The sequence below is a fragment of the Kitasatospora sp. NPDC040550 genome (genome assembly GCF_055594965.1).
The window spans coordinates 124,292-143,355 of record NZ_JBVIWC010000025.1 but is presented as its reverse complement, the minus strand read 5'-3'; the positions used below and the strand labels follow the sequence as shown (position 1 = coordinate 143,355).

The 19,064-nt window shown below is 72.3% G+C and carries 18 protein-coding genes, 1 tRNA gene and 1 pseudogene; 11 read left to right on the top strand and 9 right to left on the bottom strand.

Going from position 1 to position 19,064, the window contains the following annotated elements:
* Positions 1-147, bottom strand: a pseudogene (locus ACZ58X_RS31065) (ABC transporter ATP-binding protein); the annotation flags it as partial.
* Positions 148-404: 257 nt separating this feature from the next.
* Here ACZ58X_RS31065 and ACZ58X_RS31060 point away from each other — a divergent pair.
* The 3 genes from ACZ58X_RS31060 (at position 405) to ACZ58X_RS31050 (ending at position 1,953) form a co-directional block, all read left to right on the top strand.
* Positions 405-486 (top strand) — tRNA-Leu (locus ACZ58X_RS31060).
* A gap of 142 nt (positions 487-628) precedes the next feature.
* Complete coding sequence (locus ACZ58X_RS31055) at positions 629-1,495, top strand: Bax inhibitor-1/YccA family protein (protein ID WP_470336897.1); 867 nt, start codon at positions 629-631, stop codon at positions 1,493-1,495.
* Between the two features lie 89 nt (positions 1,496-1,584).
* Positions 1,585-1,953 (top strand): hypothetical protein, encoded by a 369-nt coding sequence (locus ACZ58X_RS31050; protein WP_470336896.1) that lies wholly within the window; start codon positions 1,585-1,587, stop codon positions 1,951-1,953.
* 127 nt (positions 1,954-2,080) lie between these two features.
* On the opposite strand, the gene ACZ58X_RS31045 is transcribed toward ACZ58X_RS31050, so the two are convergent.
* The 3 genes from ACZ58X_RS31045 to ACZ58X_RS31035 all read right to left on the bottom strand — a co-directional run bounded on the left by ACZ58X_RS31045 (position 2,081) and on the right by ACZ58X_RS31035 (position 5,692).
* Positions 2,081-3,037, bottom strand: a complete 957-nt coding sequence (locus ACZ58X_RS31045; protein WP_470336895.1) for a hypothetical protein — start codon at positions 3,035-3,037, stop codon at positions 2,081-2,083.
* 290 nt (positions 3,038-3,327) lie between these two features.
* Positions 3,328-4,548: an acetyl-CoA C-acetyltransferase gene (locus tag ACZ58X_RS31040; RefSeq protein WP_470336894.1), complete on the bottom strand. Its 1,221-nt coding sequence runs from the start codon at positions 4,546-4,548 to the stop codon at positions 3,328-3,330.
* Positions 4,549-4,612: 64 nt separating this feature from the next.
* A complete protein-coding gene (locus ACZ58X_RS31035) occupies positions 4,613-5,692 on the bottom strand; it encodes an SGNH/GDSL hydrolase family protein (RefSeq protein WP_470336893.1) in 1,080 nt (359 codons plus the stop codon).
* Positions 5,693-5,924: 232 nt separating this feature from the next.
* Here ACZ58X_RS31035 and ACZ58X_RS31030 point away from each other — a divergent pair, with 232 nt between their 5' ends.
* The 3 genes from ACZ58X_RS31030 to ACZ58X_RS31020 all read left to right on the top strand — a co-directional run bounded on the left by ACZ58X_RS31030 (position 5,925) and on the right by ACZ58X_RS31020 (position 9,681).
* Positions 5,925-7,325 carry a cystathionine beta-synthase gene (locus tag ACZ58X_RS31030; RefSeq protein WP_470336892.1) on the top strand — a complete coding sequence of 467 codons (1,401 nt, stop codon included), beginning with the start codon at positions 5,925-5,927 and terminating at the stop codon, positions 7,323-7,325.
* Between the two features lie 578 nt (positions 7,326-7,903).
* Positions 7,904-8,236, top strand: coding sequence for a hypothetical protein (locus ACZ58X_RS31025; protein WP_470336891.1), 333 nt, complete (start codon positions 7,904-7,906; stop codon positions 8,234-8,236).
* 188 nt (positions 8,237-8,424) lie between these two features.
* Positions 8,425-9,681: a L,D-transpeptidase gene (locus ACZ58X_RS31020; RefSeq protein WP_470336890.1), complete on the top strand. Its 1,257-nt coding sequence runs from the start codon at positions 8,425-8,427 to the stop codon at positions 9,679-9,681.
* Positions 9,682-9,781: 100 nt separating this feature from the next.
* Here the strand turns inward: ACZ58X_RS31020 and ACZ58X_RS31015 are convergent, their stop codons facing one another.
* Both ACZ58X_RS31015 and msrA read right to left on the bottom strand, forming a co-directional pair.
* On the bottom strand, positions 9,782-10,144 hold the full coding sequence (locus ACZ58X_RS31015) for a cupin domain-containing protein (RefSeq protein WP_470336889.1): 363 nt from the start codon (positions 10,142-10,144) through the stop codon (positions 9,782-9,784).
* 174 nt (positions 10,145-10,318) lie between these two features.
* Complete coding sequence (gene msrA / locus ACZ58X_RS31010; protein WP_470336888.1) at positions 10,319-10,996, bottom strand: peptide-methionine (S)-S-oxide reductase MsrA; 678 nt, start codon at positions 10,994-10,996, stop codon at positions 10,319-10,321.
* Between the two features lie 224 nt (positions 10,997-11,220).
* Here msrA and ACZ58X_RS31005 point away from each other — a divergent pair, with 224 nt between their 5' ends.
* Entirely contained in the window at positions 11,221-12,375 is a 1,155-nt protein-coding gene (locus tag ACZ58X_RS31005) for a cystathionine gamma-synthase (RefSeq protein ID WP_470336887.1), read from the top strand.
* Positions 12,376-12,380: 5 nt separating this feature from the next.
* Here the strand turns inward: ACZ58X_RS31005 and ACZ58X_RS31000 are convergent, their stop codons facing one another.
* Complete coding sequence (locus ACZ58X_RS31000; RefSeq protein WP_470336886.1) at positions 12,381-12,863, bottom strand: MarR family winged helix-turn-helix transcriptional regulator; 483 nt, start codon at positions 12,861-12,863, stop codon at positions 12,381-12,383.
* A 181-nt stretch (positions 12,864-13,044) separates the two neighbouring features.
* Between ACZ58X_RS31000 and ilvA the strand changes: the two genes are divergently transcribed.
* From ilvA to ACZ58X_RS30985, 3 genes are all read left to right on the top strand, one after another.
* Positions 13,045-14,256, top strand: coding sequence for a threonine ammonia-lyase (gene ilvA / locus ACZ58X_RS30995; protein ID WP_470336885.1), 1,212 nt, complete (start codon positions 13,045-13,047; stop codon positions 14,254-14,256).
* Between the two features lie 169 nt (positions 14,257-14,425).
* Complete coding sequence (locus tag ACZ58X_RS30990; RefSeq protein ID WP_470336884.1) at positions 14,426-15,514, top strand: ATP-binding cassette domain-containing protein; 1,089 nt, start codon at positions 14,426-14,428, stop codon at positions 15,512-15,514.
* 1 nt (position 15,515) lies between these two features.
* Positions 15,516-16,373 carry an ABC transporter permease gene (locus tag ACZ58X_RS30985; protein ID WP_470336883.1) on the top strand — a complete coding sequence of 286 codons (858 nt, stop codon included), beginning with the start codon at positions 15,516-15,518 and terminating at the stop codon, positions 16,371-16,373.
* Positions 16,374-16,558: 185 nt separating this feature from the next.
* Here ACZ58X_RS30985 and greA read toward each other — a convergent pair whose 3' ends face one another.
* Positions 16,559-17,059, bottom strand: coding sequence for a transcription elongation factor GreA (gene greA, locus ACZ58X_RS30980; protein ID WP_470336882.1), 501 nt, complete (start codon positions 17,057-17,059; stop codon positions 16,559-16,561).
* Positions 17,060-17,466: 407 nt separating this feature from the next.
* Complete coding sequence (locus tag ACZ58X_RS30975; RefSeq protein WP_470336881.1) at positions 17,467-17,880, bottom strand: DUF4307 domain-containing protein; 414 nt, start codon at positions 17,878-17,880, stop codon at positions 17,467-17,469.
* A 240-nt stretch (positions 17,881-18,120) separates the two neighbouring features.
* On the opposite strand from ACZ58X_RS30975, the gene mca reads away from it, so the two are divergent.
* Complete coding sequence (gene mca / locus ACZ58X_RS30970) at positions 18,121-19,026, top strand: mycothiol conjugate amidase Mca (protein ID WP_470336880.1); 906 nt, start codon at positions 18,121-18,123, stop codon at positions 19,024-19,026.
* The last annotated feature ends 38 nt before the right edge of the window (positions 19,027-19,064 follow it).

The following is a 19,064-nucleotide window of genomic DNA, read 5'->3' as shown; positions in this document are numbered from 1 at the left end:
GTCCAGGGCGACGACCCGGGTCTCCCCCTCCCCGTAGACCTTGTTCAGACCGGTGGCGCGGGCGGCCGCCAGGCCGGTACGGACGGCGGTTGCGGTCGGCGTGGTCACGGGGATGCTCCTTGGTGGTTCGCGGATTCGTCCCTCCATGCTCCGCTACGTGATCATGGTTTTGCGTCGCTCCCTCGAACGGTTGGCCCGACCACCGCTGGGCGTACGGGAGGTGCCGGACCCTCCTCCTGCGGTATGACGGGAACCCTGAGGACGGTGCGGTGGCCGGAATCACCGTGCTTCGTGGCCGAATCTCGAACTGTTCGTCAGATGGCAAGGAAACATGACAACTTCCCGGGCTGGGAACATGCGAAAGGGTGATCCGGGCGACTAGTCTCAGGGGTGGTTCGCAGGACGCCCGGATGGTGGAACGCAGACACGGGCAGCTTAAAACTGCTTGGCCGCGAGGCCGTGCCGGTTCGAGTCCGGCTCCGGGCACCGCAACGACCCGCGGGGGCGCCTCCGGCGTCCCCGCCGGGAGTCGTTCACCGGATCCTCCTCGCGGCGTATCCCGGAATTTTTGCCAAGCCATTACCCTGGTACCTGGGCGGTGCAGTGCCGCCACGGAGGGAATGAGCACATGAGAAGCAGCAACCCGGTCTTCTCGCGGGAGGGGTCCTTCACCCGCGAGCCCGGTTACGCGGGGTTCGGTGGCACCGCGCAGGCCGGGGGCCAGCACGGCAACCCGTACGCGGGGACGCAGTACGCCCAGCCGCAGGGGCAGGGCCCGCTGACGGACGAGCAGCTCTACCAGATGTACAACGGGCCGTCGGCCGGCCCGGCGGCCACCGGGCGGATGACGCTCGACGACGTGGTCGCCCGTACCGCCATCACGCTGCTGACCGTCGTCGCGGCCGGTGCGGTGGCCTGGTTCACGCTGCCGTTCGAGAACTTCGGCTTCGCGGTCGGCGCCTCGCTGGTCGCCTTCATCGTCGGCCTGGTCATCCAGTTCCGGCAGAAGATCAGCCCCGCGCTGATCCTCACCTACTCGGCGTTCCAGGGCTTCGCGCTCGGCGCGATCACGCACTTCCTCGACACCCTGATGCGGGGCATCGCGATCCAGGCGGTGCTCGGCACCGCGGTGGTGTTCGGGGCGACGCTTTACGTCTACAAGAGCGGCCGGCTCCGGCTCAGCCCGAAGTACCGCCGGATCGGCATCGCGATCGGCCTCGGCTTCTCGGGGCTGCTGCTGATCAACTGCGTCGCCTGGGCGTTCGGTGGCGGTCTGAACACCTGGGGCGGCCCGCTGGGCGTCGGGATCGGTCTGCTCGGCATCGCCATCGGCGCGTTCTACCTGACGCTGGACTTCAACGAGATCGAGGAGGCGATCGCCCAGGGCGCCCGGCAGGAGGAGTCCTGGCGCGCCGCCTTCGGGCTCACCTTCTCGCTGGTCTGGATCTACTTCGAGATGCTGCGCCTGATCGCCAGCCTGCGCGGCGACGACTGACGCACCCCCGGTCCTCGCCACCCACTGCCGCCGGGCCCCGGAGCGCTCACCGCTCCGGGGCCCGGCGGCGTTTGGTTAGGCTCCTGTGCATGCATGACGTACAGCCCCTGGTCGTAGCCGTCGACGGACTGGCGGATCGTTTCCGCTCGCTGCCGCAGAGCAAGTTGCTGGGCGCCGTGCCCGGGCACGCCTCGCGGGCGGCGGCCGTGCTGGCGCTGGCACGGCGGCTGGCCGCGCTGGCGCTGGCCGCGGAGGGCGGGCCGGCGCGGGAGTTCCCGGACGCCGGGGCCTTCGCGGCGGGGGACCAGCTGGCCGTCGCCGGGCACGACCTGGCGGCCGCGCTCGCGGCGCTGCCCGAGGGGGCCGAGGTGGCGCTGCCGGACGGGCCGGCGGCGGTGGGCGAGCTGCTGGCCGGGGCGGTGGCCGCGGTGCGGGAGACGGCCGCGCTCTGCGTCTGACCCCCGGAGCGGGCTCCCGGAGCGGGTTCCCGGGCACGTCCCCGGAGCCGGGCGCGCCGAAGGCCGCCCGGGTCGGTAATCCCGTGACCCGGGCGGCCTTCGGTCCTGCTGCGCGGCTGAGGCCTGGTCAGATGCTGGCGACCACCCGGTCGGCGAGCACGTAGACGGCCTCCTCGTCGGTGGAGAAGGTCAGCGAGTAGGAGCCGGAGAAGCGCGAGCCGCCGAGCAGTCGGACGTGCTCACCGGCACGGACCGCGTCGATCAGCCGGTAGGCGGCCTCCCGGTCGCCCGGGGCCACGCACAGCGTGGTGCCGTCGGCGAAGGCGTACACGTCCAGGGTGCCCAGCGGGCCCGGGCGGACGTCGATCAGGGCGACGGCCTCCTCGGCGAGGGCGGCGAGCCGGGTGTCGGTCCACTCCCGGGAGGGCGCCTGGCTCGGCACGAAGTCGGGGTGGGAGGGGTGGCGGCGCGGGTCGGGGGCGGCGACCGGGGCCTCCTCCACGAGCGGCTCGGCGTCCAGCAGCCCGGCCTCCAGGCCGGTGGCCAGCAGGTCGGCCTCGCGGCGGGCGCGGGCGTCCTTGGCGGTCTCGCCGACCGGGTGGCCGGGGCGCAGCGGGGTGCCGCCCTCGGTGCCCGGCTCGGCCGGGCCGGTGCCACCCTCCGTGATCAGGTCCTCCAGCGCGGAGCGCAGCGCCTCGCCGAACTCCGGGTCCATCGTCCCGGCGTTGTCGGCGGCGTCCTGCGGGCCGGTGGGGCGGGGGAAGAACAGCGGCCACTCGTCGGTGCCGGCCGGCGCCTCGGTGAAGGGCGCCCCGGCGAAGGGGGAGTCGAACAGCGGGGCGTCCTCGGCCGCGCGGGCCTCCTGCTCGGCCCAGAACGCCCGGGCCTCGGTGATCTCCCGCTCGCGGTCGGTGGCCAGCGCCTCGGCGACGGCCCGGCGTATCGCGGCCTCGTCCACCGGTGCGGGCCCGGCCTGGGCGGCTGCCTGTGCGTCCAGCCGCCGGGAGATGCCCCGGAGGCGCAGCAACACGGCGGTCGACACGGTGATCAGGATCAGCAGCAGGATGGTGTAGACGGCGCTCACGGAACGTACTCCTAGCGAGGAGCGGAACGGGGTTACGTGTCCACACTGCCCCATCCGGGGCTGTTACCGCAGTGGCGAATGTCTAATTCGTCCGGGACTTTCGCTCTTGTCCCCAAATTGTTAGGTAACACCGTTCTACGCAGTGGAGTTGATCCGCTCCGCAGTGTCGATTTCCGGACCGGAAACGACCGCGAAGAGGGCCGGATCGACCTCTCGGTGTGATCCGGCCCTCAATTACGCACGGTCACTCCAAATGGGTGGTCCAGACCCTTCGGAGCGTGGTGGGAACCTCAGCTGAGGCGCTCGATGACCATCGCCATGCCCTGGCCGCCGCCGACGCACATGGTCTCCAGGCCGAACTGCTTGTCGTGCCACTGCAGGGAGTTGATCAGCGTGGTGGTGATCCGGGCGCCGGTCATGCCGAAGGGGTGGCCGACGGCGATGGCGCCGCCGTTGACGTTCAGCTTGTCCAGGTCGACGCCGAGGTCGCGGTAGGACGGGATGACCTGGGCGGCGAAGGCCTCGTTGATCTCGACCAGGTCGATGTCGTCGATGGTCAGGCCGGCCCGCCGGAGCGCCTGCCGGGAGGCCTCGACCGGGCCGTAGCCCATGATCTCGGGGGAGAGGGCGCTGACACCGGTGGAGACCACCCGGGCGAGCGGGGTGATGCCGAGCTCGCGGGCCTTGGTGTCGGACATGATGACCAGCGCGGCCGCGCCGTCGTTCAGCGGGCAGCAGTTGCCGGCCGTGACGGTGCCGTCGGGGCGGAAGACCGGCTTGAGGCCGGAGACGCCCTCCAGGGTGACGCCGGCGCGCGGGCCGTCGTCGGTGCTGACCACGGTGCCGTCCGGCAGGGTGACCGGGGTGATCTCGCGCTCCCAGAAGCCGGACTTGATGGCGGCCTCGGCGAGGTTCTGCGAGCGGACGCCGAACTCGTCCTGGTCGGCGCGGGTGATGCCCTTGAGCGCGGCCAGGTTCTCGGCGGTCTGGCCCATCGCGATGTAGGCGTCCGGCAGCAGGCCGTCCTCGCGCGGGTCGTGCCACTCGCCGCCGCCCTCCTCGGCGCGCTTGGCGGTGCGGGCCTGAGCCTCGTCGAAGAGCGGGTTGGTGGTGCCGGGCATGCCGTCCGAGGTGCCCTTGACGCTGCGCGAGACGGTCTCGACGCCGGCCGAGATGAAGACGTCGCCCTCGCCGGCCTTGATCGCGTGCAGTGCCATCCGCGTGGTCTGCAGCGAGGAGGAGCAGTAGCGGGTGATGGTGGCGCCGGGCAGGTAGTCCATGCCCATCTGCACGGCCACGATGCGGGCCAGGTTGTGGCCCTGCTCGCCGCCCGGGAGGCCGCAGCCGAGCATCAGGTCGTCGATCTCGCGCGGGTCGAGCTGCGGGACCTTGGCCAGGGCGGTCCGGATGATGTGGGCGGTCAGGTCGTCCGGGCGGACGTCCTTGAGGGAGCCCTTGAAGGCCCGGCCGATCGGCGAACGGGCGGCGCTGACGATGACGGCTTCGGGCATTGCGGGCTCCTCGCTGGGTGACGGCGGACCTGGCGGTCCGGGAGGAAAGTTACCGCGTGGTAGCTCAGTCGTCACCGGCCCCGGCGTGTGAGCTGGCCGACGTGTTGCCGGGCACCGGGCCGGGCTCCCGGACCGCGTCCGGGCCGACCCGCAGCCGGTGGCGCAGCAGTGCCCAGCGCCGGCCCGGGCCCTCCGGGTCCACGGCCGCCACCTCGGTGCCCGCCCGGCCGGCCGCTGCCGCGGCGGCCACCGCGACCGGCAGCACCGTCTCGCCCGGCAGCACCGCCTCGCCGGGGCGGGCGGCGCTCGGGCGCTCCTCCTCCGGCCACAGGCCCAGCGCGGCGCAGACCGACGGCAGCACGGCCATCGCGGCGGTGGCGTAGCCCTGGGCCGAGGGGTGGTAGCGGTCGGCGGCGAACATCTCCGGGCGGGCGGCGAACTCCGGGCCGAGCAGCGAGCCCAGCGAGACGGTGCGTCCGCCCGCCTCCACCACCGCGATGGTCTGCGCGGCGGCCAGCTGGCGGCTCAGCCGCCGGGCCACCCAGCGCAGCGGCGGGCGCACCGGCTTGATCGTCCCGAGGTCCGGGCAGGTGCCCACCACCACCTCGCAGCCGTTGGCGCGCAGCGCGGCGACGGCCTCGCCGAGCTGGCGGACGGCGAGCTGGGCCGGGCTGTGCCGGGTCACGTCGTTGGCCCCGACGATGATCACGGCGACGTCCGGGCGGTGCCGCAGGGCCCGTTCCAGCTGGCCGGAGAGGTCGGCCGAGCGCCCGCCGGAGCGGGCCACGTTGACCAGCCGCACCGGGCGCTCGGCGACCGAGGCCAGGCCGGAGGCCAGCAGCGCGCCCGGGGTCTCGCGGCCGCGGGCCACGCCCAGGCCGGCGCCGGTGGAGTCGCCGAGGACGGCCAGCACGAGCGGCGGCCGCGGCGGCGCGCCGCGGTCGGCGAAGGCCTCGCCGTAGACGCCGTCGGCCTTGGGCGGGACGGTCTCCAGGACGCCGATGGCCTGGACGGCGAGTTTGCTCTCGGTCAGCAGCAGGCCCACCAGGCCCACGCCGAGCAGTCCGAGCCCGCCTCCGCCGTACGCCGCCGCGGTGGCGATCCGACGGGCCACCCGGGCCCGCGAGTCCTGTGCCCCTGGCATCCGGTGCCCCCTTCGCGTCCTCGTGCCGTCCCCTCCGGGGACACGGCCACGCCTGCACAGCGCTCTTACCCGCGCGGAGGGCGGGAGTACCGGGGGCGCGGGCGGGGGTGGGCCATTGGTGGAGCGCGGCGGCGGTGGGGGGAGTGCGGGAAGGGAGGGCTGGGGCACGTGGCACGCCCTAGGCTTTGCAGTACCGAATGCACTCGCATGCCCATAGACCGGGAGGACCCCCGTGCGGTACCACAACTCGATCATCGACCTGGTCGGCAACACGCCGCTGGTCAAGCTGAACAAGGTCACCGAGGGCATCACCGCGACAGTGCTGGCCAAGGTCGAGTACTTCAACCCCGGCGGCTCGGTGAAGGACCGCATCGCGATGCGCATGATCGAGGCCGCCGAGGCCTCGGGCGCCCTCAAGCCGGGCGGCACGATCGTGGAGCCGACCTCCGGCAACACGGGCGTCGGCCTGGCGATCGTGGCCCAGCAGAAGGGCTACAAGTGCATCTTCGTCTGTCCGGACAAGGTGTCCACCGACAAGATCAACACCCTGCGCGCGTACGGCGCCGAGGTCGTGGTCTGCCCGACCGCCGTCGCCCCGGAGCACCCGGACTCCTACTACAACGTCTCCGACCGCCTGGTCCGCGAGACCCCGAACGCCTGGAAGCCGGACCAGTACTCCAACCCGGACAACCCGGCCTCGCACTACTACTCCACCGGCCCGGAGCTGTGGGAGCAGACCGACGGGAAGATCACCCACTTCGTGGCGGGCGTCGGCACCGGCGGCACCATCTCCGGCACCGGCAACTACCTCAAGGAGGCGTCCGGCGGCAAGGTCAAGGTCGTCGGCGCCGACCCTGAGGGCTCGGTCTACTCGGGCGGCACCGGCCGTCCGTACCTGGTCGAGGGTGTCGGTGAGGACTTCTGGCCGACCGCCTACGACCGCGGCGTCGCGGACGAGATCGTCGCCGTCTCCGACAAGGACTCGTTCCAGATGACCCGCCGCCTCGCCAAGGAGGAGGGCCTGCTGGTCGGCGGCTCCTGCGGGATGGCCGTGGTGGCCGCGCTGGAGGTCGCCAAGAAGCTCGGGCCGGACGACGTCGTCGTGGTGCTGCTGCCGGACGGCGGCCGCGGCTACCTGTCGAAGATCTTCAACGACGACTGGATGGCCGACTACGGCTTCCTGCCCTCGGCCACCGACGAGGCCCACATCAGCGAGGTGCTGGTCCGCAAGGAGGGCATCGAGCAGGGCGGCGTCCCGCAGTTCGTCCACATGCACCCCAACGAGACGGTCGCCGAGGCGGTCCGGGTGCTGCGCGAGTACGGCGTCTCGCAGATGCCGGTGGTCTCCCCGGGCGCCGGGCACCCGGACATCATGGCCGGCGAGGTGATCGGCTCCGTGGTGGAGAAGCTGCTGCTGGAGGGCATCTTCGCCAAGGAGATCGAGCTGACCGACACGCTGGACAAGGTGATGTCCAAGCCGCTGCCGGTGGTCGGCTCGGGCGAGACCGTCACCAACCTGATGACCGTGCTGGAGAAGGCCGACGCGGCGGTCGTGCTGGTGGAGGGCAAGCCGCAGGGCATCGTCACCCGCCAGGACCTGCTGGGCTTCCTGACCACCCGTGGCGCGCACTGACGCCCGCTCACCCCGCCCGCCCGCGGCCGGATCCGCAGGATTCGTCCACGCGCGAAGTGGTACACCGGCGTCACCTGCCCGCAGCACGCGGTTAACACGGCTCCGGCATCGTGGTGGTCAACGGCAAGACGCCGAGCGAGACGGCAGTGGTCCACCGGGAGCGGCTCCCCGGCGGCCGCGGCCGGCTCCGGTCACGTCGGACGGTCCTGACCCGGCCGCCGTGTCCGCCCTCCCCGACCGTTGTTCGGAGGGAGGGGCCCCTCCGTGGGGGCGCCGTCGTCCCGACCCTGCCCGGCTCCGGCCGGTCGACAGGGTGCGGCGGCTCCCACGGGCGATCACCGCGCTGTCACGGCGCGGCTCCGCGGCTCCCGGGTGGGGGAGCCGGTTCGGAGCACGGCGGGGCCGGTCCTGTTTCGAAGGACCGGCCCCTTCCGTGTGTCCGGGCCTCCCGCCCGCGCCCCGGCTCCCCGCCGCCCCGCTCCCGCCCCGCTTCCGGGCCTGCCCGGGCACCCGCTCCGCCGGGCACCAGGGGCTTCCCGTGCACGCCGGGGTGCCTCCGTTCCCGTACGCTCGCTCGCATGACCAGCACTGAAACGACCGACGCCCCGCGCTACGTCAAGCTCAAGATCGAGCTCATCGCGGAGATCACCGACGAGGGCGCGCTCAAGGCCGCGGCCCTGCAGCAGGTCGCCGGGGACGAGTACCTCGACGACGAGGAGCGCGCCCAGTCCGTCGACGCCATCGAGGTGGACCCGTCGGGTTCGCTCGCCCACTTCATCGACCCGGTCGCGCTGCTCGGCGACGTCCCGGGCGTGGAGCTCGCCTCGGCGACCTGGGAGTCGGCGCAGACCGAGTTCGACCCCGAGAGCGACGAGTGGGACGAGTACTCCGTGGAGGAGTCCGCCGAGTAACGGCCGTCCGTGCCGTCACCACCCGTGAACACCCGGTCCGCCCCTGGCGGACCGGGTGTTTTGTCCATGCTCAGTGGGAAGTTGGGTCATCTCATACGATCGCTTACCCTTCGGTGATGGAACCGTGAGCGGCCGGATTGCGTTTCTGTATCCGTAATTGCCCGGGATGATCAGCAGGGAGACGCGACGTGACGGCACGGGACGGTCAGGGGCGGGTGGCCGCAGGCAACTGGAGCCGACGCGGAGTTCTCGCGGGCCTGATCGGTGCGCCGGTCCTGCTGCTCGCGGCCTGCAACGACAACAGCGGCGGCGGCAGCGGCAGCGCCGGGGGCGGCGCCGGCAGCGGCGGCGGCAGCAGCGCGCCGAGGACCTCGACGGCCGTGATCACCGTCACCCCCGCGGACGGCACCACCGGCGCCAGTTTCAGCGAGCCGGTCAAGGTCACCGTCGCGGGCGGCACCCTGAGCAACGTCAAGGTCACCGACTCCACCGGCAAGGAGCTGGCCGGCCAGCTCTCCAGCGACAACACCAGCTGGACCTCGGCCGCGGCCCCGGCCAGCGGTACCAAGTACTCCGTGACCGCCAGCGGCGTCGACAAGGACAAGCTGGAGGCGGACGCCAACGCCAGCTTCACCACGGCGACCCCGGCCAACACCTTCGTCGGCTACTTCACCCCCGAGGACGGTTCGACGGTCGGCGTTGGCATGCCGGTCTCGATCAACTTCAGCAAGCCGATCACGGACAAGAAGGCCGTCCAGTCGGCGATCACCGTGATAGCGGAGCCGGGCGTCGAGATCGTCGGGCACTGGTTCTCCAGCACCCGCCTCGACTTCCGGCCGCAGGAGTACTGGGCCAAGGGCACCAAGGTCACCCTCAAGCTCCGGCTCAAGGACGTCGAGGGCGCGAAGGGCGTCTACGGCACCCAGTCCAAGGACGTCGCCTTCACCATCGGCCGGGCCCAGACCAGCGTCGCCGACCTCGCCACCAAGAAGCTCACCGTCACCACGGACGGCCAGGTCAGCGCCGTCTACAAGATCTCCGGCGGCTCCTCCGAGCACACCACCTGGGGCGGCAAGATGGTGATCTCCGAGCAGTTCACCCAGACCCGGATGAACTCGCAGACCGTCAACCTGGGCAGCGAGTACGACATCGCCGACGTGCCGCACGCCCAGCGCCTCACCACCTCGGGCACCTTCATCCACGGCAACTACTGGTCGTCGCCGTCGATCTTCGGCGGGCAGAACACCAGCCACGGCTGCGTCGGCCTCCAGGACGCCAAGGGCGCCCAGGACAGCAGCACGGACGGCTTCAAGTTCTACAAGTCCTCGATGGTCGGCGACGTCGTCGAGGTCCGGAACTCGGGGGACAAGACCGTCGCGCCGGACAACGGCCTGAACGGCTGGAACCTGAGCTGGGCCGACTGGAAGGCCGGCAGCGCGGTCTGACCCGCTCCCGCCCGCCGTTCCCGCCCCGCCGTCCCGTCCTGTCCCGCCCGTTTCCGCCCCGCCCGCCCCTCGGCCCGCCCGAGGCGGCGGGCGGGGGCGTTCACCGCTTCGCGTAGTCCGCGAAGCCCTGCCAGTCCACGATCACGCACGGCTCGTCGCCCAGGATCCAGGCGTCGTGGCCGGGCGGGCAGATCATGAAGTCGCCCGGGCCGTAGTCGGCCTGCTCGCCGTCGTCCATGACGATCCGCATCCGGCCGGAGACCACGTACCCCAGGTGCGCCGCTTGGCAGCTGTCCGTCCCCGCGATCGGCTTCACGTGCTTGGACCACTGCCACCCCGGCTGGAACACGGCCCGGCCGACCGGGCCGCCGTCCAGGTTGACCAGCCGCAGCTCCCCCGAGCCGTCCTCGAACGGGCGGACCTCCTCGGGAGCCTCGAAACTCATGCGGACCAGACCGGACATGGCGCACTCCTCTCACGAGGAACGGCCCGGCCACCAGCAGGTGGCCGGGCCGCCCTTGCTGGCCCTTCCAGTCTGCGCCCGCTCCCGGGAACGGTCACCTCGGGTAGCGGGCGCCCGCACGGCCGGGCGGGCGCGGTCCGGCGGCGGTCCGGCGGCGGGTGGCCCGGCGGGCGGTCAGCCCTGGGTGCGGGCCACCCCGATCGGGCAGGAGGCGCCGGTGCCGCCGAGACCGCAGTAGCCGTTGGGGTTCTTGGCGTCCGACAGGTACTGCTGGTGGTACGGCTCGGCCGGGTAGAACGGGCCGGCCTCGGCGATCTCGGTGGTGATCGGGCCGTGACCGAGCGCGGTCAGGGCGGGCTGGAAGGCGTCCCGGGTGGCGGCCGCGGCGGCGGCCTGGGCGGGGGAGTGGGTGTACAGCGCCGAGCGGTACTGGGTGCCGACGTCGTTGCCCTGGCGGTTGCCCTGGGTCGGGTCGTGGGCCTCCCAGAAGGCCTTCAACAGCCGCTCGTAGGACACCACCGCGGGGTCGAACACCACCCGGACCGCCTCGGTGTGCCCGGTCAGCCCGCTGCACACCTCCTCGTACGTCGGGTTCGGCGTGTAGCCGCCCTGGTAGCCGACCAGCGTCGTCCAGACGCCGGGCAGCCGCCAGAACGTGCGCTCGGCGCCCCAGAAGCAGCCCAGCCCGAAGTCGGCCACCTCCAGCCCCTGCGGGTACGGGCCGGTCAGCGGGTTGCCGAGGACGGTGTGCGGCTCGGTCAGGGCGAAGGCCGGGGCCGGGCGCCCGGGCAGCGCCTGGTCGGCGGGGACGAGCGAGGTCTTGTGGCGGTTGAACAGCACGGCCTGCTCCATCGGGGTAGGGAGGGTTGCCCAGCATTCAACGCACCGGACGGCCCGCGGATTCCGGCCCGGCCCCCTTCCGGGATCCGGTCGGCCCGCTCCCGGGATCCGGCCGGGCGGGCCCGGGGCTCCGGTTCGGTGGACTCCGGTGGACCATGGCGGACTTCGGGGATCCGGTCCGGGAGGTCCGGGCATTCCGGCGGGCGCACGGCGGTACGGCCGTTAGGCTCGGAGCCATGACCGAGCACCAGCTTCCCCAGGGCTTCGAGACCCTCGCCATCCACGCGGGTCAGGAAGCAGACCCCCAGACCGGGGCCGTCGTCACGCCGATCTACCAGGTGTCCACCTACAAGCAGGACGGGGTGGGCGGCCTGCGGGGCGGCTACGAGTACAGCCGCAGCGCCAACCCCACCCGCACCGCGCTGGAGGAGTGCCTCGCGGCCCTCGAAGGCGGCGCCCGCGGCCTCGCCTTCGCCTCCGGCCTGGCGGCCGAGGACACCCTGCTGCGCACCATCCTCAAGCCGGGCGACCACATCGTGATCCCCAACGACGCCTACGGCGGCACCTTCCGGCTGTTCGCCAAGGTACTGACCCGCTGGGGCGTCGAGTTCTCCGTCGCCAACACCCAGAAGCTGGACGACGTCCGCGCCGCGCTGCGCCCCAACACCCGCGCGGTGTGGGTCGAGACGCCGTCCAACCCGCTGCTCGGCATCACCGACCTGGCCGGGCTGGCCGAGGTCGCGCACGGTGCCGGGGCGCTGCTGGTGGTCGACAACACCTTCGCCAGCCCGTACCTGCAGCAGCCGATCGCGCTCGGCGCGGACGCGGTCGTGCACTCCACCACCAAGTACATGGGCGGCCACTCGGACGTGGTCGGCGGTGCGCTGGTGCTCGCCGAGGCGGGCCTCGGCGAGGAGGTCGCGTACCACCAGAACGCGATGGGCGCCGTCTCCGGGCCGTTCGACGCCTGGCTGGTGCTGCGCGGCATCAAGACCCTGGGCGTCCGGATGGACCGGCACAGCTCCAACGCGGAGAAGGTCGCCGAACTGCTGGCGGGCCACCCCAAGGTCAGCCAGGTGCTCTACCCGGGCCTGCCCGAGCACCCCGGCCACGACATCGCCGCCAAGCAGATGAAGGCCTTCGGCGGCATGGTCTCGTTCCGGGTCGCCGGCGGCGAGGAGGCGGCCGTCGAGGTCTGCAACCGCGCGCAGCTGTTCACCCTGGGCGAGTCGCTGGGCGGCGTGGAGTCGCTGATCGAGCACCCGGGCCGGATGACCCACGCCTCGGCGGCCGGTTCGCCGCTGGAGGTGCCGGCCGATCTGGTGCGCGTCTCGGTCGGCATCGAGTCGATCGACGACCTGCTGGCCGACCTCACCCAGGCGCTGGGCTGAGGGAGTCACTGCCCCTGCTGGTCCGCCGTGTACGACTCCATCGCGAGGTTGAAGCGGGCCAGCAGGGCGCAGAACGCCTGCTGCTCCTCGGGCGGCCAGTCGGCCGTCAGGCGGCGGGTCAACTCGGCCCGTCCGTCCCGGACTTCGGCGAGCCGCCCGGTGCCGCAGGCGGTCAGCGCGAGCCGCACCGCGCGGCGGTCGGCCGGGTCCTGCACCCGGCCGACCAGCCCGGCCGCGACCAGCGGGGCGACCTGGCGGGTCACCGTGGAGGAGTCCACGCCGAGCGCGTCGGCCAGCGCCTTGACGTTGGCCGGCCCGTGCCGCTCCAGGCGGTCGAGCAGCAGGTAGGCGGCCCGGTCCAGTGCGGCCACGCCGCCGCCGGAGGTCCGGACCTGTTCCATCCGGCGGGCGAACACCGCCAGCTGGTACTGGAGTTGGGTGTGCACGGGCTCGGTTCGGTCGGTGGCCTGGGGCGAGGTCGTCGTCATCGCGGCTCACGATCGTCATGCGGTGAGAGAAGCTCAGAAGCAGCAGCGTACGCGGGCGGAGCGGGCCCGGGAACAGGCCCGACGTCCCGGGTTGGCCGTGGCGCCGCCCCTGGGGAGTGTCGTGCGGGTCCTCGGCGGCCCGATCCGACAGAACCCGTACGACACTCCCTAGGCTGGGATCATGCACAACTGGCCGATCACCCTCGACGACGTCCGCGGTGCCCAGAAGATGCTCGCCGGGGTCGCCCGGGTGACCCCGATGGAGGGGAGCCGGCACCTGTCCGGGCTGATCGGCGCGCCGGTCCACCTCAAGTGCGAGAACCTCCAGCGCACCGGCTCCTTCAAGCTGCGCGGGGCGTACGTGCGGATCGCGGGGCTCTCGCCGGTGCAGCGGGCCGGCGGGGTGGTCGCGGCGAGCGCCGGGAACCACGCCCAGGGGGTGGCCCTGGCGGCCTCGCTGCTGGGGGTGCGCTCGACCGTGTTCATGCCGGTCGCGGCGCCGCTGCCGAAGGTCGCCGCCACCCGGGAGTACGGCGCCGAGGTCCGGCTGCACGGGGCCACCGTGGACGAGGCGCTGCAGGCCGCGCAGCGGTACTCGGAGGCGACCGGCGCGGTGTTCATCCACCCCTTCGACCACTGGGACGTGGTCACCGGCCAGGCGACCGTCGGCCTGGAGATCCTGGAGCAGTGCCCCGAGGTGCGGACCATCCTGGTCGGGGTGGGCGGTGGCGGGCTGCTGGCCGGGATCGCGGCCGCGGTGAAGCCGCTGCGGCCGGACGTCCGGGTGGTCGGGGTGCAGGCGGCGGCCGCGGCCGCGTACCCGCCCTCGCTGGCGGCCGGGCGGCCGGTCTCGCTGGAGCACTTCGCCACGATGGCCGACGGGATCATGGTCGGGCGCCCCGGGGACATCCCGTTCGAGGTGGTCAACACGCTGGCGGACGGCATCCGCACGGTCTCCGAGGACGCGCTGTCACGAGCCCTGCTGCTAGGCCTGGAGCGGCTCAAGCTGGTGGTCGAACCGGCCGGGGCGGCCCCGATCGCGGCGCTGCTGGAGCAGCCGGACTCGTTCGAGGGCCCGGTGGTGGCGGTGCTCTCCGGCGGCAACATCGACCCGCAGCTGATGCAGCGGGTGCTGCGGCACGGGCTGGCGGCGGCCGGGCGCTACCTGTCGCTGCGGGTGCGGCTGGCGGACAAGCCGGGCTCGCTGGCGGACCTGCTGGGGGTGCTGACCAGGGTGGACGCCAACGTGCTGGACGTCGCGCACGTCCGGATCGACCCGCGCCTGGGGCTCACCGAGGTCGAGGTGGACCTGCACCTGGAGACCAAGGGGCCGGAGCACTGCGCGCTGGTGGTGGGGGAGCTGCGGGACGCGGGGTACGTGGTCTCCGACTGAGCGCCTGCGGGCGGTTCCGCGAATTCGCTTGACGCGATGTATCGCGAGTTGCCAGTATCGCGATACATCGCGTTCTGTGTCGGTGGCCGAGAACCGAGTCGCCCACGCGCCCGAACGGGGGGCAAAGTGGGACAGATCGCTCCAATCGTCCGAGGAGATGAGGCAGGCCATGGCGCCAGCCATCCAAGCCGAGAACCTGGTGAAGACCTTCGGCGACGTACGAGCCCTGGACGGCGTCAGCCTCGACGTCCCCGAGGGCACGGTGCTCGGGCTGCTCGGCCCGAACGGCGCCGGGAAGACCACCACCGTGCGCGTCCTCACCACCCTGCTCCGTCCCGACTCCGGCCGCGCGGTGGTCGCCGGGGTCGACGTCCTCAAGCACCCCAACAAGGTCCGCAGCCTGATCGGGCTGTCCGGCCAGTACGCGGCGGTCGACGAGTACCTGACCGGCTTCGAGAACCTCACCATGGTCGGCGAGCTCTACCAGATGAGCACCCGCAGCGCGAAGGCCCGCGCGCTGGAGCTGCTGGAGTGGTTCAACCTCACCGAGGCCAAGGACCGCACCGCCAAGACCTACTCCGGAGGCATGCGCCGCCGCCTCGACCTCGCCGCCGCGCTGGTCGTCCGGCCGCCGGTGATGTTCCTGGACGAGCCGACCACCGGGCTCGACCCGCGCAACCGGCTCGCGCTCTGGGAGGTCATCGAGACCCTGGTCGAGCAGGGCACCACACTGCTGCTCACCACCCAGTACCTGGAGGAGGCCGACCGGCTCGCCCACGACATCGCCGTGGTCGACCACGGCCGGGTGATCGCCCGCGGCACCGCCGACCAGCTCAAGGCGCAGATCGGCGGCGAGCGGATCGAGGTCGTGGTGCACGACCCGGGCCTGGTCACCGACGCGGTCGCGGCCCTGTCCGGGTACGCGTTGGGCGAGCCCGCGGTGGAGAAGAACACCCGGAGGATCACCGTGCCGGTCAGCGGCGGCGCCCGGGTGCTCGCCGACGTGATCCGCGAACTCGACGGCCGGGGCATCGAGATCGACGACATAGGCCTGCGCCGCCCGACCTTGGACGACGTCTTCCTCACCCTCACCGGCCACGTCGCCGAGTCGGCCGAGGAGGACGGCGGCGGCGCCAAGGGCCGCAGCCGGGGCGGTCGCGGCTCCTCGGGCGGCGGCGCGGACGGCGCGGACGGCGCCGACGGCAAGGGCCAGGGGCCCGACCAGCAGCAGGCCGTCGCGGCCGGAACGGAGCGCTGAGATGAGCACCGCCACCGAGCACGCCATCGGCGCGGCCATGCCGACGCCCCGCCGGGGCCTGTCCGCGACCCTGCACGACTCCTGGGTGGTCGCCAAGCGCAACCTGCGCAGGATGTCCCGGATCCCCGAGATCGTGGTGTTCGGGCTCATGCAGCCGGTCATGTTCGTGCTGCTGTTCTCGTACGTCATGGGCGGGGCGATCAAGATCCCCGGGACGAACTCCAGCTCCCACACGTACATCCAGTTCCTGATGGCCGGCATCTTCGCCCAGACCGTCACCTTCGCCGTCGCCGGCGCCTCGGCCGGTATCGCGGAGGACATGACCAAGGGCCTGGTGGACCGCTTCCGCTCGCTGCCGATGGCCCGCTCCGCCGTGCTGGTCGGCCGCACCCTCGCCGACCTGTGCCAGACCGCCTTCACGCTTGTCGTGCTGGCGCTGGTCGCGCTGCTGGTCGGCTGGCGGATCCACGACGGGGTGCTCAAGGCGCTCGGTGCCTTCGGGCTGCTGCTCCTGCTCGGCTACGCCTTCTCCTGGATCGGCGCGCTGATCGGCCTCTCGGTGCGCAGCCCCGAGGCGGCCACCTCGGCCGGGCTGATCTGGCTGTTCCCGCTGACCTTCATCTCCAACGCCTTCGTGCCGGTCAGCTCGATGCCGGGGTGGCTGCAGGGCGTCGCCTACTGGAACCCGTTCAGCGCGACCGTGCAGGCCTGCCGGGACCTCTTCGGCAACCAGGTCGGGCCGGTGGACAGTGCCTGGCCGATGCAGCACGCGGCGCTGGTGTCGGTGCTGTGGTCGGTGGTGATCACGGCGGTGTTCTCCTGGCTGTCGGTGCGCAAGTACCGCTCGGCGTCGGGCTGAGCGGCGCCGCTTCGGTCCTGGGCCCGGTCCCGGTTCCGGTCCCGGTCCGGCTTTCGCTCCGGCTCCGGCTCCGGCTCCGGCTCCGGCTCCGGTTTCCGCGTCCGTCGGCCCGAGACGGCTGAGGGCGGTTGCGCAGTCCGCTACGGACTCCGCAACCGCCCTCGGCGGTGCTGCTCGGGGCCGGGTCAGCCGGCGTGCGGCACGACCTTGACGATCTTCACCATGGCGGGCTTGCCGTTCGGCAGCTCGTAGGTGGCCTCGTCGCCGATCTTCTTGCCGTCGATCGCGCGGCCCAGCGGCGACTGCGGCGAGTAGACGTCCATGGCGTCGGAGCCCGCGACCTCGCGCGAGGCCAGCAGGAACTCCATCAGGTCGTCCTCGTCACCGTCGAACGCGACCGTGACGACCATGCCCGGGGCCACCACACCGGAGTCGGCCGGGGCCTCGCCGACCTTGGCGCGCTCCAGCAGCTGGGTCAGCTGGCGGATGCGCAGCTCGTACTTGCCCTGCTCCTCCTTGGCCGCGTGGTACCCGGCGTTCTCCTTGAGGTCACCCTCCTCGCGCGCCGCCTCGATCTTCTGGGCGATCTCGATGCGCCAGGGCCCGGTCAGGTGATCCAGCTCGGCCTTGAGCTGGTCGTAGCCGGCCTGAGTGAGCCAGGTCACGTTCTCGCTGGTCTGGGTCACGGGTGCTCCTCGTAGGTGCTGGGGCTGAGCTGAGGGTGTGAGTCGTCAGCAGGGTCGACGATGATATTGGTCGTAACTACAAAGCAACGCCCGCTCCCGTACCATCCGGTGCGGAAGGGGCGAAACCACGAGCCTAACAAGTCCTGCCGACAAGCGGGAGAGGCGCTGTCGCGGCATTGACGGTGGCGTTGCGCCACGGTGTACGGCAACCGGCTGCGGGACTTCCTACGGATGCCCGTTCCGGTGGGCGAATATGCCTCCGGGAGTGGTCCGGGCCCGCTCCGCCGGGTGTTCTTTGCGCTGCTCCGCCCGGTGTTCCGGTACTGCTCCGCCCGGTGTTCTCGGCGCTGCTCCGCCGGGTGTTCCGGTACTGCTGCGCCCGGTGTTCTCGGCGGCCTCCGCCGTTGTCACTTCGCCGGGGTGCAGCCGAGCAGCTCGGCGGTGGTGCCGCGGGCGGTGGTGCGCAGGGTGACGGTGGCCTCGTAGCTGGACCCGGCCGCCGGGACCGGGAAGTCGGCCACCCCGACCACCGCGTGGTCGTCGCTCTGCGAACGGACCGTGCAGGTGCCGGCCGTCCCGTCGCTCTTGCGCACGGTGAGGTGCAGCTGCACCTCGGAGTCGGAGAGCACCTGGAAGGTCGGCACCGAGCCGTTGATCTTCGACTCGCGCAGCAGGTAGGAGCCGCCCAGCCAGGCGATCAGCCCCAGGCCGAGCACACCGCAGACCGCGCCGACCACCTTGAGCCGACGGTCCGATTCGCCATCGCCCCTCCGGCCGTAGCGCCCCTCGGGCAGCTGCGTCGCGGTGCTCTGTGCAGTCATCGGACTCCGTCCTCTCCTCGGGAGGGGCCGCGCGGGTGGTGCGGGGGAATGCGACGGACCTCCAGTCCGTCACTATAGGAGGGGCACGCCCGCGGCCGGTCCGGCGGGGGCGGGGCCCGGCCGTGCCGGAGACCGGCCGCAGGCCGGCCTTGCGGCGACGCGGTCCCGAAACGAGCGGTTCGTACGGTGGGCAGACCGGACTTCGCGGAACGCCCGACGATGTGGAAGGAACGCAAGGCGTTGACTGAGCAGTTGCGACTGATGGCGGTGCACGCCCACCCGGACGACGAGTCCAGCAAGGGCGCGGCCACCATGGCCATGTACGTCGAGCACGGTGTGGACGTGCTCGTGGCCACCTGCACGGGGGGCGAGCGCGGGTCGGTCCTCAACCCCAAGCTGCAGGGGGACCCGTACATCGAGGAGAACATCCACGAGGTGCGCCGCAAGGAGATGGACGAGGCGCGGGCGATCCTCGGCGTCAAGCAGGCCTGGCTGGGCTTCGTGGACTCCGGCCTGCCGGAGGGCGACCCGCTGCCCCCGCTGCCCGAGGGCTGCTTCGCCCTGCAGGACGTCAAGGAGGCGGCCGAGCCGCTGGTTCGGCTGATCCGGGAGTTCAAGCCGCAGGTCATCACGACCTACGACGAGAACGGCGGCTACCCGCACCCGGACCACATCATGACCCACAAGATCACCATGCTGGCCTTCGACGCCGCCGGCGACCCGGACGCCTACCCCGAGGCCGGCGAGCCCTGGCAGCCGCTCAAGCTCTACTACAACCACGGTTTCCCGATGGGCCGCATCCGCGCCCTGCACCAGTACCTCACCGAGCACGGGCACGACTCCCCGTACGGCGAGTGGATCGCGGGCTGGGAGAAGAGCGGCCGCCAGGAGCGCGAGATCACCACCCGGGTGCGCTGCGGCGACTGGTTCGAGACCCGCGACCGCGCACTGATCGCCCACGCCACCCAGATCGACCCGGACGGCCCGTGGTTCCGCGTCCCGCTCGACGTCCAGCGCGAGGTCTGGCCCACCGAGGACTACGAGCTCGCCCGTACCCTGATCGACGTGGACCTCCCGGAGGACGACCTGTTCGCCGGACTGCGCACCCCCACCCTGGCGGCCGAGGCCGCCGACACGCGCGACTGACCCACCCCCGACGGCCCGGCTCGGCGTGAGCCGGGCCA

Bases quoted from the DNA above. Each gene is read 5' to 3' on its own strand.
- ACZ58X_RS31055 (WP_470336897.1), top strand. From the start codon at position 629: ATGAGAAGCAGCAACCCGGTCTTCTCGCGGGAGGGGTCCTTCACCCGC.
- ACZ58X_RS31050 (WP_470336896.1), top strand. From the start codon at position 1,585: ATGCATGACGTACAGCCCCTGGTCGTAGCCGTCGACGGACTGGCGGAT.
- ACZ58X_RS31040 (WP_470336894.1), bottom strand. From the start codon at position 4,548: ATGCCCGAAGCCGTCATCGTCAGCGCCGCCCGTTCGCCGATCGGCCGG.
- ACZ58X_RS31035 (WP_470336893.1), bottom strand. From the start codon at position 5,692: ATGCCAGGGGCACAGGACTCGCGGGCCCGGGTGGCCCGTCGGATCGCC.
- ACZ58X_RS31025 (WP_470336891.1), top strand. From the start codon at position 7,904: ATGACCAGCACTGAAACGACCGACGCCCCGCGCTACGTCAAGCTCAAG.
- ACZ58X_RS31015 (WP_470336889.1), bottom strand. From the start codon at position 10,144: ATGTCCGGTCTGGTCCGCATGAGTTTCGAGGCTCCCGAGGAGGTCCGC.
- msrA (WP_470336888.1), bottom strand. From the start codon at position 10,996: ATGGAGCAGGCCGTGCTGTTCAACCGCCACAAGACCTCGCTCGTCCCC.
- ACZ58X_RS31005 (WP_470336887.1), top strand. From the start codon at position 11,221: ATGACCGAGCACCAGCTTCCCCAGGGCTTCGAGACCCTCGCCATCCAC.
- ACZ58X_RS31000 (WP_470336886.1), bottom strand. From the start codon at position 12,863: ATGACGACGACCTCGCCCCAGGCCACCGACCGAACCGAGCCCGTGCAC.
- ilvA (WP_470336885.1), top strand. From the start codon at position 13,045: ATGCACAACTGGCCGATCACCCTCGACGACGTCCGCGGTGCCCAGAAG.
- ACZ58X_RS30990 (WP_470336884.1), top strand. From the start codon at position 14,426: ATGGCGCCAGCCATCCAAGCCGAGAACCTGGTGAAGACCTTCGGCGAC.
- ACZ58X_RS30985 (WP_470336883.1), top strand. From the start codon at position 15,516: ATGAGCACCGCCACCGAGCACGCCATCGGCGCGGCCATGCCGACGCCC.
- ACZ58X_RS30975 (WP_470336881.1), bottom strand. From the start codon at position 17,880: ATGACTGCACAGAGCACCGCGACGCAGCTGCCCGAGGGGCGCTACGGC.